The sequence below is a fragment of the Shewanella sp. JNE2 genome (genome assembly GCF_023159115.1).
In the GTDB taxonomy this organism is placed as follows: domain Bacteria; phylum Pseudomonadota; class Gammaproteobacteria; order Enterobacterales; family Shewanellaceae; genus Shewanella; species Shewanella putrefaciens.
The window spans coordinates 4,028,213-4,043,317 of sequence record NZ_CP096169.1; the positions used below are offsets into that span (position 1 = coordinate 4,028,213).

At 41.6% G+C, this 15,105-nt stretch carries 13 protein-coding genes; 7 read left to right on the plus strand and 6 right to left on the minus strand.

What is annotated here, in order from left to right; all coding sequences use genetic code 11:
- Positions 1-405: a DUF1850 domain-containing protein gene (locus MZ182_RS17955; RefSeq protein WP_248067585.1), complete on the plus strand. Its 405-nt coding sequence runs from the start codon at positions 1-3 to the stop codon at positions 403-405.
- Here MZ182_RS17955 and MZ182_RS17960 read toward each other — a convergent pair.
- Entirely contained in the window at positions 402-1,121 is a 720-nt protein-coding gene (locus MZ182_RS17960) for a FadR/GntR family transcriptional regulator (protein WP_011920025.1), read from the minus strand. The two genes, MZ182_RS17955 and MZ182_RS17960, sit on opposite strands and share 4 nt — an antisense overlap.
- 283 nt (positions 1,122-1,404) lie before the next feature.
- On the opposite strand from MZ182_RS17960, the gene MZ182_RS17965 reads away from it, so the two are divergent.
- The 4 genes from MZ182_RS17965 (at position 1,405) to MZ182_RS17980 (ending at position 7,160) form a co-directional block, all read left to right on the plus strand.
- Positions 1,405-2,643, plus strand: coding sequence for an OprD family outer membrane porin (locus MZ182_RS17965; RefSeq protein WP_011787941.1), 1,239 nt, complete (start codon positions 1,405-1,407; stop codon positions 2,641-2,643).
- 139 nt (positions 2,644-2,782) lie between these two features.
- Positions 2,783-4,519, plus strand: a complete 1,737-nt coding sequence (locus tag MZ182_RS17970) for a DUF6351 family protein (protein WP_248067582.1) — start codon at positions 2,783-2,785, stop codon at positions 4,517-4,519.
- A gap of 554 nt (positions 4,520-5,073) precedes the next feature.
- Entirely contained in the window at positions 5,074-6,741 is a 1,668-nt protein-coding gene (locus tag MZ182_RS17975; protein WP_248067579.1) for an FAD-binding protein, read from the plus strand.
- Between the two features lie 68 nt (positions 6,742-6,809).
- Positions 6,810-7,160: a cytochrome c3 family protein gene (locus tag MZ182_RS17980; RefSeq protein WP_248067577.1), complete on the plus strand. Its 351-nt coding sequence runs from the start codon at positions 6,810-6,812 to the stop codon at positions 7,158-7,160.
- A 334-nt stretch (positions 7,161-7,494) separates the two neighbouring features.
- Here MZ182_RS17980 and MZ182_RS17985 read toward each other — a convergent pair whose 3' ends face one another.
- The 3 genes from MZ182_RS17985 to MZ182_RS17995 all read right to left on the minus strand — a co-directional run bounded on the left by MZ182_RS17985 (position 7,495) and on the right by MZ182_RS17995 (position 9,504).
- On the minus strand, positions 7,495-7,710 hold the full coding sequence (locus MZ182_RS17985) for a hypothetical protein (protein ID WP_115016978.1): 216 nt from the start codon (positions 7,708-7,710) through the stop codon (positions 7,495-7,497).
- 322 nt (positions 7,711-8,032) lie between these two features.
- The gene (locus MZ182_RS17990) at positions 8,033-9,007 is read right to left on the minus strand and encodes a sensor domain-containing diguanylate cyclase (protein ID WP_248067574.1); all 975 of its coding nucleotides are present in this window, start codon (positions 9,005-9,007) and stop codon (positions 8,033-8,035) included.
- Positions 9,008-9,168: 161 nt separating this feature from the next.
- Positions 9,169-9,504, minus strand: coding sequence for an FKBP-type peptidyl-prolyl cis-trans isomerase (locus MZ182_RS17995; RefSeq protein WP_011920030.1), 336 nt, complete (start codon positions 9,502-9,504; stop codon positions 9,169-9,171).
- A 237-nt stretch (positions 9,505-9,741) separates the two neighbouring features.
- Here MZ182_RS17995 and trxC point away from each other — a divergent pair, with 237 nt between their 5' ends.
- A complete protein-coding gene (gene trxC / locus MZ182_RS18000) occupies positions 9,742-10,164 on the plus strand; it encodes a thioredoxin TrxC (protein WP_115016973.1) in 423 nt (140 codons plus the stop codon).
- A gap of 79 nt (positions 10,165-10,243) precedes the next feature.
- Here trxC and MZ182_RS18005 read toward each other — a convergent pair whose 3' ends face one another.
- Positions 10,244-11,644, minus strand: coding sequence for a DASS family sodium-coupled anion symporter (locus MZ182_RS18005; RefSeq protein ID WP_248067570.1), 1,401 nt, complete (start codon positions 11,642-11,644; stop codon positions 10,244-10,246).
- Positions 11,645-12,236: 592 nt separating this feature from the next.
- Here MZ182_RS18005 and MZ182_RS18010 point away from each other — a divergent pair.
- On the plus strand, positions 12,237-13,403 hold the full coding sequence (locus MZ182_RS18010; RefSeq protein ID WP_248067567.1) for an MFS transporter: 1,167 nt from the start codon (positions 12,237-12,239) through the stop codon (positions 13,401-13,403).
- Between the two features lie 75 nt (positions 13,404-13,478).
- Here MZ182_RS18010 and MZ182_RS18015 read toward each other — a convergent pair whose 3' ends face one another.
- Positions 13,479-15,104 (minus strand): PepSY-associated TM helix domain-containing protein, encoded by a 1,626-nt coding sequence (locus MZ182_RS18015; protein WP_248067564.1) that lies wholly within the window; start codon positions 15,102-15,104, stop codon positions 13,479-13,481.
- Between the last annotated feature and the right edge of the window lies 1 nt (position 15,105).

Below are 15,105 nucleotides of genomic sequence, written 5' to 3' on the forward strand. Positions count from 1 at the left end.
ATGCTAGGCCTATGTTTTGGCCTAGCTGGCACGCTGTGGGCCCAAGAGCCCACAGACAACTTCACCTTGGCATGGAACCACAGCATAGAAAAAATTCGCTGGGAGGAAGACTATAACGTCACGCCACAAGGATTAGTGTTGGTCGAAGCAAGAGTGAAAGGTACGGGTGCAGGAATGGAAATCCCAGATGATGCCTATCTTAAAAATGGCAGCTGGCATTATCAGCCCAAGCTGCCCATTTTGCCTGTGTTGCGCTTAGGTCGCACGCCCGAAGCAGGGGATTTTGAGCTTTGCTTCACTCAAATCTCAGGAAAAGTGCAATGCCAAGCCATGAGTCATTGGATTGGCGTACCCAACAAACAAACAGCCGCGGTTGAACTTTGGGGTTGCGGCTCTTTGCCTTAAGCGCGTTTATCCATATATTTACGCTCAATTTTTATTAGGCGCTGATTAAAATCCTCAAGGTGTGCAAACATTTCGGCCTCAGCTTTCGCCCCATCTTTTGCGATAACCGCTTCGACAATGACATCATGCAAACCTAAAGGATGAATTTCATCAGTCGGTGGCTGAAACTTAGTCGTTTGATTACTTAATAAAACCAACAAGGATTTTACGATCGCTTCTAAAAAGCGATTTCCTGACATTTCAGCGAGCAAATAATGTACTTGAGATCGCAATATGACAGTTTCGGGATAAGCCAATGAGTCACTTTCATGACTATTCGCTTCTTGCAAAGCTTTAGCTTGCTCTGGCGTGCAATTTTTAGCAGCCATTCTAGCCACTTGCGGCTCAATCAGCATACGCGCTTGGCATAGTTCGGGTAATGAGAGTTTCCCCATCATAAACAAATCGTGGCAAGCATCACTTAAGCGCTCGAAAGTTAAGTGCTTAACAAACGCACCGCCCGTAGCACCTTGACGAATCTCTACCAAACCTCCCGCTTCGAGGCTTTTAATTGCCTCCCTTATTACGGTACGGCTAACTTGAAATAGTTCGATCAATTCACGCTCGGAAGGCAGTTTATCACCCGCTTTATAATCACCGCCTAAAATAGCATTTTTGAGTTGTTGTCCAACTTCACTCGATGCTTTTATCTGCTTAATTGGCTTGAAGATATGCACTTGATTATCCCGAATATGCTTAATGCGCCCATCTTACCATAAACGGACTCATTCACGCAGAAAAAGTATCCGCGTATCTCCTATATTAGTGATTAAAAAACAAACACTTTTGTTGATCTACGTAACATCTGTACGAATTTCGTAACTTGTTTCTCATATTCATTCTTACCTCGTTGTGGATAAAGGTTATACGTCATACATTTCACCTAAAGATATTAAAAATGATCTTTTACCTAGCCTAGACATTTCAGCTCTGGGCTAACTTAATAAAATAAGGAAAATGATGATGAACAAATCTTATTTATCTGTGCTGGTACTATCAGCCTTAGCCGTTCCTGCTATTGCGGATACCAGCATTGACCAAATGTTTAGCCAAGGTACGTTAAAAGGGGAATTTCGTTTATTTGATTTTACTCGTGACTTTGATAATACGACGAATACCAAACACGATACGTCATTTGGTGGCCTGTTTTATTACAATACAGCTAAAGTAAATGGTATTAGTTTTGGCACTAGCTTCGCATCTGCAAATCCAGTTTGGACGAATGATTCTGATGATGTCTACGGCCTAGTGGCACGTGATGCCAAAGGAGATCATGACAACGTAAACCGCTTACAAGAATATTTTGTTCAAGGTGAATGGTGGAATACAAAACTTAAATTAGGTGCCCAAGAACTGCGCACTCCAATGATGAATCCCCATGATATTCGCGCTATTCCACGTACTTTCCGTGGTTTTTCAGCAGAAAATAAAAGTGTTGATAATCTGACACTTTCTGCACTCTATATCACCGACTCTATGGGTTGGTCCGATAATAGCTTTATTTCTGTAAAAGACGCGGTACAAAACGAATTAGCAAGGGCTGGTGTTATCGCCGATGTCGCGGATAATCCAGTGTATGCCCTTGGCGCCAAGTATCAACTTCCCTTTGAAACCATTAAAACTGAAGTCGATCTCTGGCACTACCGCATGGAAGATGTTTTCAATCAAACCTATGCAAAAGTGAAGTTATCCAGTCAGTTAGGCGCAACCAACGTTTATTTAACACCCTCCTATTTAACGCAAGAAGCAACAGGAGATAAAACTGGTGGTTCACTGGATACCTATCAATATGGCTTCCATTTAGGGGCAAAATTTGCGGGAACGGATATCACCTATATCTATGCCAAAACAGGCGATGACACAGTACTCACCCCTTGGGGAGATGAAAAAGTGGTTATCCAGCAAGTAAACCAATCAGCAAGAGCCGATGAAGAAGTGAATGCTTTAAAAGTCGCCTATGACTTTGAAAAAGTGGGCATGAGTGGATTAGAGGCCTATGCATTTTATGGTCAATATGATGTGCCAACGGGTACGGCAAAAGACTTTAACGAAACGAACTTTTCAATTACCTATAAATTTTCTGGTGCATTATCAGGCCTAGGTCTTAGAGCACGCTATGCCATGATCGATGTTGATCAAGGCGAAGACTATGATGATCTGCGTTTATATATCACTTACAAATTTGTTTTAGGTCAATAGTCACAAGTTCAACTCCCCTGCACCAAAATTAATGCGGGTGTATCAGCCTAGTTAGATACACCCGATTTTTACACCGCAAAATATCCCCTCCCCAATAATTAGTTGCGGTGAATACTTTGACTTAAGGATTGAGATAAAAATGGAAAAAAAGAATTTATTACTGATTCCAGCCGTAACTATTTCTTGTTTTTTATTTGGCGGGTGTGGAAATAACGATAATGCCGAAATCTCCATACCACAATTAACCCCTGCGAAAACAGGAACACTGAATATATGCAATGAGATAGCGGCACAATATCATTTCAAAAATACCGTCATCACTGACTCAAAAATGATTGAGGCTGGCAATGTTGAATATAACGCGACTGAAAGTTATCGCGCTCCAGAACATTGTTTAGTCAAAGGCTATATGAATGAAAGGATAGGAACGGGTATCGCGGGTGATACTCGCTATGCGATTGGCTTTGAAATGCGTTTACCCACTAACTGGAATGGCCGATTCTATTATCAAGCCAATGGTGGCCTCGATGGTTCAGTCGCCAAAGCGGTGGGTAGATTGCTCTTCTCTGGAGGCCCAGATTCAGCGGCACTGAATGAAGGTTTTGCCGTAATAAGTTCAGATATGGGCCACCCCGCCCCTACACCACATTTTGGTCTAGATCCCCAAGCAAGGCAGGATTATGGCTATAATGCCGTAGCCGAATTAACACCAATGGCGAAAAACTTAATTGAAAAAGCCTATGGTAAACAACCTGATAGATCATACTTCGCAGGTTGTTCTAACGGCGGTAGACACACTATGGTTGCCGCAAGCCGTTATGCCGATATGTATGATGGCTTCCTTGTTGGAAATCCAGGCTTTAATTTACCCCAGTCCGCCGTTGCTCAATTGTACGGGATCCAAGAATATTCAAAACTGGTTGAGTTTGATGGCGCAGATATTTTAGCCACACTGCAAAAGGCAATTACGCCTGAAGAATTTTCACTCGTTTCTCAAAAAGTCTTAGAACAGTGTGATGCCCTCGATGGGCTCAATGATGGAATGATTGCAAATACCTATGCTTGTCAAAAAGCATTTGATCTCGAAAGGGATATTCCAACCTGCTCAAATCTGAGGGACAACACTTGTTTAACCGCCAAGCAAAAGCAGGTTCTAGGCAATATAATGGCAGGCCCGCACAATAGCAAAACGGGTGAAGCCATTTATGCTGATTTTCTCTATGATGCAGGGATAGGAGCTAAAGATTGGGCCAATTGGGAATACTCTATGGCGCTAACTAGAGACTCTGGTGCTGTAGGAATTATTTTTAGCTCACCGCCAACCCCCTTTAATGGTGAAAGTGAACAATCCAGTTTGGATTTTATCCAGTCATTTAGCATGGATGATGATGCACAAAGAATTTATGCAACCGATTCCATTTACGCTGAATCTGGCGTTGATTTTATGACCCCACCTCACCCAACAGACCTGACGACACTCAAAAATCGTGGCGCTAAGATGATGATTTTCCATGGCACATCAGATCCTGTATTTTCAGTAAATGATACTGTGAACTGGTATAACGACTTAGGAAATGCAAATGCTGGACACGCACAGACCTTCGCCCGCTTATTTCTAATCCCTGGTATGAATCATTGCGGAAAAGGCCCAACAACCGATAAATTTAATATGGTGCGTGCATTGGTCGATTGGGTTGAAAAAGGCGTAGAACCGCAAAGTATCACCGCGGCAGTGCGTGCAGAAAATACTGAATTGCCTAGTGATTGGTCGAAAAGCAGGACTCGAGTCTTATGTCCCTACCCCCAATTCGCAAAATATAACGGCATAGGTAATATTGAAGATGCCGCTAACTTTACCTGTGTAACACCTGAATAAGATCCAAAATATCACCTCAAAAATGCCATCTCGAAAATCACGAGATGGCATTTTTCCTCAAGATATAAGTTACCCCTTACCCCACACACACACCGCCCAATGGGGAATAAAACTGTCACGATAAACACTCTTTACCCCTCTGTTACCTGTTGAAATTCAAACCCTATTTCAAAACAAATTAATAACAAAAAGCATTTTATGGCATCCATTTTATTCAGGTCTTTGAATTTATCGAAAGCGTCATCTCGCAAAAATCACATACAATTCTTTAATATAGAAAACCCTATATTAGATTGTTTTAAAAAGAATAATTATATTCACAGCTCAAAACTCCAGCGTTTTGTGAAGCACTGCAAAGATGTAATGAATAACACTTTTGGTTTATGGTCATATGTCATACATTTAAAGGTATGTTGTTAACGAGTGAGAATTTCATCACTGTCACACAACAGCACTTTTAGGTTTTAAAGAAAGAAAACATATGTGGTTATAAATAGATCCAGTGTCGTTGTTAGGGAGGAACTCTTTAGCAATGAGGGCCAAAGGAGTATTAAATGAGTAAAGAATCGAAAGAAATTGATCAGTACACTGCTAGCGTCCTTCAAAACGGTATATCTCGAAGAAGTTTTCTGACTCGAGCAGCAGTCGGAAGCGGTAGTTTAGCCTTTGCTGGTCTTGGTATTGGTTCTGCTAGCGCTGCACCACTCCAAGTGGGGACTGAATATGGTGAGATTGGTGGTGCAACATTAAACTTCCTACCTAAACCAAAACCTATTGCAGACAAAGACATAGCAACAACACAAACCTTTGATGTCGTTGTTGTTGGTGCAGGGGCTTCTGGTGTACCCGCGGCACTTTCAGCAAGAGAAAGTGGCGCCACTGTAGCATGTTTGCAAAAGCAAGCCATTCCAGTTTCTCAAGGAAACACAGGATCAGGGATCGATCTCAAAAACAGCGATAAATCTGCAATCGAAGCTTTAGTTAGCCGTTTAATGGCTGATAACACCCACCGTTCTCATCCTGGCCTGTTAAGACAATGGGCGTACAACTCTGGTGAAGCCGTCAATTGGGTGATGGACCGAATGAAGCAAGGTGGCGGCCAAGTTGTAGACCAAGGAACAAAAGTACAACACGGTATTCGCGGTATTGCTGATGAAGGCGATCGTCTAAGCTTTGTCACTTCTTTCTGTGGCCCTAAACCCTATACCACGGGTGATGCTATCCGTGCACTCGCCAAAACAGCCGAAAAAGCAGGCGTTAAATTCTTCTTTAATACGCCAGCACAACAGTTAATCCAAGACGAATCAGGGAAAGTCATTGGAGTTATAGCTCAGACTCGTGATGGTAAGTATCACAAATACATGGCTAAGAAAGGCGTTATTCTGTCATCAGGTGACTATCAAAATAACAAAGCTATGTGTGACTTTTTTATTCCTGAACTGAAAAATTTTGAACGTAAACAAATGGATCGTACTGGTGATGGTTTTGCCATGGCCTATTGGGCGGGCGGTGTTATCGAACCCGTTGGTCACACCAAAATGTTGCATGACTTCGATGCTGGTCCAGCCTCCATGTGTGACATGCCATTCTTAGCGGTTAACCGCAAAGGTGAGCGATTCGTTAATGAAAAAGTTGAAATGTCACTAATGAATAACTATCTGAAAGATGAGCAGAACGCTGGTCATTACTCTCAGGTATTTGATTCAGACTATATGACGCAAGCGAAGGATTGGCCTGGTCGCCTCTACTCTCCTGAAGAACTTAAAATTTACATGCCAGACGTTCCTGGTGAAAAAACAGGGGTATTCCCCTCTTTGATCAACACCCATTCTGCTAACACCTTAGAAGAATTGGCCGTGAAGCTGGAATGCGATCCAAAAACCTTTGTTGCCAACGTGAATCGCTATAACGAACTGTGCAAAAAAGGTAAGGATGAAGATTTCGGTAAACCTGCAAGCAAAATGGTGCCAGTCGTCAAACCGCCATTCTACGGTATTCACCGCCGTATGCGCATTTCCACTTTGTGCTCAGGAATTCTTGTTAACGAAAACCATCAAGTACTTGATGCTGATGGTAAAGAAATTCCTGGTTTATTCATTGTTGGCAACCTCGGAGCCGGCTTCTATGGTGGTGTTGACTACCCATTAACCGTATTCGGTTTGTCTTTGGGTCGCTGCTATACCTTTGGTTACTTAGCTGGCAAGTATGTAGCAAAACTATAGAACGCAAAGTCATCAATAATGGATGCCTTATATTTTGGCATCCAGTAAATGAATAATGGGATCAAACAATGAAAAACGTAACGATTATATTTGCTCTTGTTTTGGGCATTTTTGCTGGCAGCGCAATAGCTAAAGAGAAAGAGAGTGTTTTACTCGATCAAATTCATATCGCGAAAGGAGTGAAATGTGCAAGTTGCCATGGTGCAGAAGAGCGACAAGCAGTACCAATGCTTAAATGTGTGCAATGTCACAACACTAAAAAGTTAGCGGAAAAAACGGCGGACGTGAAACCCACCAATCCCCATAAAAATCGCCACTTTGACACCGAAACTGACTGTAGTAAATGCCACCATATACACAAGAAATCTGAAAACTATTGTGTCAACTGTCATCAACCATTTAACTTTGTAACACCATAAGTTAATAACACGACGAAATGATCAACCCCTGAAAACCACCTTTTATAGGTGGTTTTTTATTATAAAAACTTAATATTCAAATAATGAGATTAAGATTAAACTAATATTCACCACCAACTGACTATATGTTTCTCATGTTGAATCACATAAAAGATCGGATAAAGTATGAAACATTATAAAGTGAAGAAAGATTAGATAATATCGAGAGATGTATGGATAGAATAGTATTTTAAAAACAAAGAGAAAGACAACATCTAAGAGTTAAAAACCATAGTCATTTATAAAATATTATTAAACTATTATTGTCACAAATGACTACCTGCTATATTAACCGCTAATATATTGGCACCAACTCCTTAAATAAAGTGACACATTCTTCAATAAGTTCAAGCGATACAGGTTGTTCAAACACACTCAACATCTTAGTGTGCTCGTTATCATCACGAAAAATTTCGACTATAAGCTTATCATCAATATAAAACTCAACACCAATTCCATTACGAATAACATCATCGCTTATAATCAGTGCTTTTAAATTTTTACCAGACATGTTAACGACATTCCTTAGGAATACTAAAATAGGGTATCACTGCCTTACAATGTAAATAAGTGAAACTTATCGCCATATACTGTGAATATTTTATTTTACCATAATCATAAAAAAACCACACTGAGATCGGCGCCGCTCATTAAAAATATTTTTATCTCATGGAATTACACCAGACATAATGTATTGTCACAACATTTTATTAGGTGATTTAGTGATGGATTAACAATACGAAAATATAATATTAATAACATTACAGAATATTATATAAAAAGTGCATCTAACAATTTAACTTGACAAAAAATCGAGCCAGAAAATATTTCTACTAAATAATCTTCCTATAGAAACAGTACCCATTCTTACCTTGACGTTTAACATCATACATTGCCATATCTGCACGCTCACAACTGTCAGTAAAACTGTCGCCATCTCCAAAAATATCGATACCAATACTCAGACCGATCTCTACTTCAAGCCCATCTAACAGAAAACGCTGTCGATAAACATCAAGCAATGATTGGGCAAGTTGAGTCAAAGAGGCAATCTCCGATGAAGGATGCAAGATCACAAACTCATCACCACCAAATCTTGCTATCTGTGCATACTCCCCAGCATGCAACACTAAGGTATTCGCTACATGTATCAGTAAGCTATCGCCAAACTTATGTCCATGGCGATCATTTAATGCTTTAAATCCATCAAGATCGATAAATAGTAATGCTCCACCAGCATCAGACAATAACAATTCATCAAAGGCTTTAGTAATGGCTTGGCGATTCAACAAATTGGTTAATGGATCACTGTGGGCCAGTTGCGCTAACCCCATTTCATAGCGTTTCTCTTGGGTGATATCGATATGGCTGCCCATCATTCGCAGTGGTGTACCATCGGCTAAGCGCTCAACAATTCGACCACGATCAGAGACCCAAGTGACGCTGCCATCTTTATGCAACATTCGGTACACTGCCTGATAATAATCAGACTTGCCGCTAACGTGATCTTCGAAGACTTGTATAACCCACGCTTTATCTTCTGGGTGTAATTTACTTTTCCAGATATCAACATGGGCAGCCAACTCTTCTGGACTAAACCCGAGCATTTCCCCCCAGCGCATATTGAATATAGTTAAATTTCCGCTTGGAATATGCTGCTCCCAGAGACACAAACCATTACCATCAAGCGCTGCAAATAGCTTTTCTTCTGCACGATAATTCAATGCCGATAAATGGGCATTTTCGCTTTTTAGCTGAGCAATTTCTGCTTGAAGTTGCTGAATTAACGCTATGGTATCCGAATCCACGAGAATATTTTCCTTAATTCGTCATTCCCGCGAAGGCGGAAATCCACTGATGAGATAAATGCTATTTCAGTGTAAAACACTCTTTGTAGTAATACATCGAAAGCGAGTACAACAAAAGTAGCAATTTCCATCAGCGTTGCCACACTAATGAATCAGGTGTCTTAGTCGCGCGTTAGCACCTCAAGCAATTCGATTTCAAAAATAAGATTTGAATGAGGTTTGATATGTGCCCCCACTTGACGCTCACCATAGGCAAGGTGGGCAGGTACTAACAACTTACGTTTTCCCCCAATTTTCATGCCCATAATACCTTGATCCCAACCTTTAATAACACGGCCAGTACCAATAACACACTGAAATGCTTGTCCACGATCATAGGATGCATCAAATTGAGTGCCATCTTCTAAAAAGCCGCGGTATTGTGTGGTGATCAGTGCACCTTTTACTGCCTCTTTACCCTCACCAACGACTAGATCTATTACTTCTAATTCCGTCATTTTTTCGCTCTCTTTTCTTTTGCGTATTTCATTGATTACGCGATAGTCACTTGGCACCGGATTTTATCATCGACGCTCACGCTTGTCGGCGCTATTGCAGCATTTTGGCTGAAAATGCACACTCATGCCATCCTTCATCACAAGTACACGGTTGGTGATTACATCAACACCCCTTTAAATATCCGCCCATTAGCCCAATATATGAAACATACAGACGTTTTATTTTGGAGCTTTGCCATGATTATTGCTTGCCCCCATTGCGATACGTTAAACCGCGTTCCCAATGAGCGCTTAAACCAGCATCCGACTTGCGGTAAATGTAAGCTCAGTGTCTTTACAGCAGCACCAATTGAACTCACTAGCGCAAACTTTACCAATCATGCCACTAAATCTGAACTTCCCCTTGTTGTCGATTTTTGGGCAAGCTGGTGTGGGCCCTGTAAAAGTTTTGCTCCCATATTTTCTGAGGCAGCTAAAACGTGGGAACCTCAATTTCGGTTCGGAAAAATTAATACTGAACAGCAACAATCCCTCGCGGCTCAGTTTAATATTCGCTCTATTCCAACCTTAATGATTTTCAAGCAGGGGCATATACTCGCCCAACAAGCGGGGGCTTTGCCAAAATCGGCTTTCGATCAATGGTTAACAAGTTATCGCTAATATCCATAAAATATCGTCCATAAAAATACCCAGCTAAGCGCTGGGTATTTTATTGTACATATAAGACTAGATAACGACGTTATACATCCCAGAAGGTATGGGCGATAATCCCTAATACAACCATACTGATAAAGTTAATTATCATACCCACCCGCACCATTTCTGATTGCTTAATATGACCAGAGCCATACACGATAGCATTGGGTGGCGTCGCAACAGGCAGCATAAAAGCACAGGAAGCAGCGATACCAATCAAGACAGATAACATCACAGGGGATACACCTAACGCCTCTGCAATAGCGGCAAAAACAGGCACTAACAGTGCAGCACTCGCCGTATTACTGGCAAATTCCGTTAACATCACCACGAAAGCGATTACCGCAAAAACGAATAATGACATATGGGTGCTGCCAAAAATATCCGTCATCCAGTGCGCTAAAAAGACACTCGTTCCCGTGGTTTTAAGCACGGCACTTAAGGTTAAACCGCCACCAAAGAGAATTAATACACCCCAATCGGTTGTCGATTCAATCTTCTTCCAACCAACCAACCCTAAGCCTGAGAGTAAAACAACGGCTCCCAAGGCGACTATGGTATCAAACTGAGAGATGCCCCCTAACGCCTTGGCTAAAGGCACACTGAAAATCCAGCAACATACAGTCGCAAGGAAGATAAGAAGGGTAAATTTACCTTGGAAAGTGAGCTGTTGATCTTCAAGATTAAGATCGCATTTTACCGATAGATCTGGCTTAAAGTACCAGTACAAAGCAATCAACATCATCGGCATCATCAGAATCACGGTTGGAATACCAAACTTTAACCAATCACTAAAACTCAACCCTGCCTGAGCGGCTGCAATCGCATTCGGAGGGCTACCAACCAAAGTGCCAATTCCACCGATGTTGGCCGAGTAAGCGATACCAAGCAGTAAAAATACGTAAGTGTTGTGGTATTTGTCGCGATCTAACTGCTGCAAAATCCCTAAGGCTAGCGGTAACATCATCGCTGCTGTCGCAGTGTTACTTATCCACATAGATAATAATGCTGTCACACCAAATAACATCAAACAAGCTATGCTGAGTTTACCCTTTGAGGCTAGCAACAGCTTTTGTGCGATTAAGGTATCAATTTTTTGATGATGCAAAGCCGCGGCCAACACGAAACCACCAAAAAATAAATAAATAATAGGGTTAGCAAAATTACTCATGGCCTCTTGGGTTTGAAATACCCCAAAAAACACAGCAAGTATAGGGACTAAAATCGCTGTAATGCTGATATGAATAGCTTCTGTTAGCCACAGAACTGCCGCAAATACCAGAATGGCTAGCCCAGTATTGACCCCTTGCTCGAAGGGTAAACCATAGTAGAGTGCAAATAATAGGATGATATCAATCGCTAAAATCAGCATTTTTTTCTTATCTAGCCCCGCTGTTGCAGGTGTCTTATTTGGTGGAACTGTAGTTGATTGCGTTAAAGACATGGTTACAACCTTAATACCATTACATTTGGGTGTAAATTTATGGCATAGATCACACACGACAAAGCGCTTTATTTTGTAGCTTTACCACATCAAAACAACAAACTTTGTCGATAAAAATCGCAAAAAAGCCATTTGCGCGATAAAAATCACCAAATACTGATCTGAAGTTGTGTTTTTAATTTTCAAACGCATAAATATCGAGCAAATGCTTATGGGTGTTGTAATTGAATAAATATTTTAAACTGTGACACTAATCACACCTTGATTTTTTAGCAAGGTGATAACCAACGAAATTAATTATCCCTTCTGGCAACTTACAAGTTGTAGGGGAGTTATTGTCCACTAAACCAAGTTTGGCGTTAAATTGAATGGGAATACTGCTGATCATGCACTAAAAACGGCTTCTCAGTTGAAAAAACGGACTATCAATACAGCATTATTTCAAAAAAATAACATCAAACCCTCAATATCTATATGAATAGTAAACACAAATATTATTGACCAACACAGTTAATCTAACTCACTTTACCCTGATAAGAATAAATCCTAAAGTCGCGACCTTAAACACTGTCAGTTGTCTTTGGTGCATTTAGTGGAAAATATTGTTTTAAACCAATCAACCCAAAAGAACAGCTTATTTGTCCCTGTGGCAGGTTTAAGTTTGTTTGCATTGGCATCTGGGTATTTGATGAGTTTGATCCCATTGTCGCTCACCTTTTTTGAGCTCAATACTTCACTTGCCCCATTACTTGCCAGTATTTTTTATTTGGGTTTGTTGTTGGGGGCACCTTGCATTGCTCCCATTGTCGCCCGTATCGGCCACAGTAAAGCCTTTATCCTTTTTTTGAATATCCTGCTTTGCAGCGTTGTCGCTATGATCTTAATACCTCAAAGTGGCGTCTGGTTGGCCTCTCGACTCGTGGCTGGGTTTGCCGTAGCGGGGGTGTTTGTCGTTGTTGAATCATGGCTCTTAATGGCTGATACCCAAAAGCAACGCGCTAAACGGCTCGGACTTTATATGACGGCACTCTATGGCGGCACAGCCATAGGGCAATTAGCTATAGATTATTTAGGTACGGCAGGGAATCTCCCCTATTTAGTCATCATAGGATTATTAGCGGCAGCCAGTTTACCCGCATTGCTGGTCAAACGAGGGCAACCTATCGCAAGTGAGCAACAGTCTATGTCACTGTCTGGACTAAAAAATTTAAGCCAACCTGCCATTGTGGGATGTTTAGTTTCCGGATTATTACTCGGCCCTATCTATGGTTTACTACCTATCTATGTAGCAATAGATATGGCACTTGATCGACAAACAGGGCTATTTATGGCCCTCATCATCCTAGGCGGGATGCTAGTACAACCCTTAGTGAGTTATTTATCGCCTCGAGTCAATAAAAGTGGCTTGATAATGGGCTTTTGTCTGCTGGGCACCGCCGCATTATTTCTGCTGACTCAGTATTCAAATATGAGTTTAATCATTGGGTTTCTACTGCTTGGTGCCAGTGCATTTGCCCTTTACCCTATTGCGATCAGTTTAGCTTGTGATGACTTGCCAGCAAGCCAGATCGTTTCAGCGACTCAAGTGATGCTGCTGAGTTATTCAATAGGTTCTGTGATAGGCCCATTAGCTGCCAGCGGCTTTGGACAAATGGAGTATGGTTTACTCATTTATTTGGGCATATGTTGCGTTCTAACCAGTAGTTACCTTTTTGCTCAATTGGTTATAAACACTAAACCCCGTTTTTCCTCCCTATAATGTTTTTAACTTCCTTACGAATATAATGTTGCTTGGGGCTCGCATCATACGAGCCCCTCTCCTATACCGATTTAATTACGGTGCTTGTTGACTAAGCTCACTTTCAACTAAAGATTGCTTAACAGGTAATGCCCAAACACTATCCTGAGGGCCATGCAACGCACGTTGACGAGTTAATCGATAACCATAAAAGAACACAGCACTAAAGGCTAAAGCGACTAAATCAACACCTAGCGTTGCCATGGAATAAGGCGCCCATAGACCCAGTTGTGGAAATACAAATGCCAATAACGAAGTGAATGGCATCGCGAATGTAGCAATAGCACAGAGCGGCAAAATAAGTAGCGCAGCCCGTGCAGCACCCCGCCAAAAAGCATAAGCAACCAAAAGTACAAAAACCGAATAATAGGCTGATAAATAAACATAATTGATATTACTAAAATAGGAATAAACCCATTTACCCAGCAGCATGCTGACCGCGAGCGCAGCGACCGATCCTAAACAAATCCCAACGGTAGCACTTGCCATCAACCGACTCGCACGGGACTGCTCAGCGGCTTGTTTTTTACGGCGCTTTTCAAGCCAAAGTAAATTACCGCTATAAAACAAAAATGCCCCACTTAAGCCTAAAAAGAAATATACCCAGCGCCCAAGATCACCACCAAAACTACCAAAATGTAATCCAAAAAAGACTGCCACAGTCCGCGACCAAATCCCCTCTTCGCTCGGATCAAAAGTACTATTGGATACTGTCAGGGTGTAAGGATGCATATAGAGGTAATCAGTCACTGGTCCACGCATAAAGCCGTTAGGGTTGTACAAACCTAAGCGTAAAGTGGCACGGGGATTATCCAGATTCATATAGCTCATTTCATTGACTTGGTATTCGGGTGCGAGTTGCTTAACTTTCGTTAGCACAGTTTCAATACGCGGTAACTCGGTCAAAGAATAGAGAGTACGGTCAGGTGCAGGTATCGCAAATAGGGGCTTATCTCCATAGACTAAGTGTTTTAAACCATCATAAAGCTGATCGTGAAAAGCAAACACAATCACAGTTAAACTGATCACTAAGTGAAAAGGTAAGCTCGTGATACCGATAAGATTATGCACATCGAGCCAAAAGCGGTTTTCGCCCTTGTTTTTACGCAGCGCAAAAAAGGTTTTAGTCAGGCTAGGTAAAAGAAAGATCACACCAGAAACTAATGCCAAGAAATACAAAAATGCCGCGACACCAAGTACATAGACACCCGCCTGGTCATGACCAACCTCACCCGCAATGCCTGCTGTACGGTGCAATTGGTCAACAAGTTCCGCTAACTCGCTTGGGGTACTCAATTGGGTCAACAATTGCCCTTGTTCATCTAAACTGGCATGCCAAATTTGGTTACTCATGCTTAGCTCACGTTCAGAGCCTTGCTGATACCACGTCATAGGCGATTGATGTTCATCATGTAAACTCAGGCGGAACCCTGTCTTAGCCTTATCATCTCGGGCTAGCACTTGAGTGACTAAATCATCCAGTTTTTCAGTGGGAACCTGAGGTAAAGTCAATGCTGGAGGCGTAGACCAAGCCTCAATCGCCCCCTTAAACATAGTGAGAGCACCAGCATAAAAACCGATAAACAACACTATTCCAGCAATAATCCCTGTCCAAGTATGGATGGATTGATAGATCCGTAACACATCACTACGTACTTTCATC

Excerpts from the sequence above, each read along its gene's own strand:
- MZ182_RS18005 (WP_248067570.1), bottom strand. The coding sequence starts at position 11,644 with ATGTCTTTAACGCAATCAACTACAGTTCCACCAAATAAGACACCTGCA.
- MZ182_RS17955 (WP_248067585.1), top strand. The coding sequence starts at position 1 with ATGCTAGGCCTATGTTTTGGCCTAGCTGGCACGCTGTGGGCCCAAGAG.
- MZ182_RS17995 (WP_011920030.1), bottom strand. The coding sequence starts at position 9,504 with ATGACGGAATTAGAAGTAATAGATCTAGTCGTTGGTGAGGGTAAAGAG.
- MZ182_RS17980 (WP_248067577.1), top strand. The coding sequence starts at position 6,810 with ATGAAAAACGTAACGATTATATTTGCTCTTGTTTTGGGCATTTTTGCT.
- MZ182_RS18015 (WP_248067564.1), bottom strand. The coding sequence starts at position 15,104 with ATGAAAGTACGTAGTGATGTGTTACGGATCTATCAATCCATCCATACT.
- MZ182_RS17970 (WP_248067582.1), top strand. The coding sequence starts at position 2,783 with ATGGAAAAAAAGAATTTATTACTGATTCCAGCCGTAACTATTTCTTGT.
- MZ182_RS17965 (WP_011787941.1), top strand. The coding sequence starts at position 1,405 with ATGATGAACAAATCTTATTTATCTGTGCTGGTACTATCAGCCTTAGCC.
- MZ182_RS17985 (WP_115016978.1), bottom strand. The coding sequence starts at position 7,710 with ATGTCTGGTAAAAATTTAAAAGCACTGATTATAAGCGATGATGTTATT.
- MZ182_RS17975 (WP_248067579.1), top strand. The coding sequence starts at position 5,074 with ATGAGTAAAGAATCGAAAGAAATTGATCAGTACACTGCTAGCGTCCTT.
- trxC (WP_115016973.1), top strand. The coding sequence starts at position 9,742 with ATGATTATTGCTTGCCCCCATTGCGATACGTTAAACCGCGTTCCCAAT.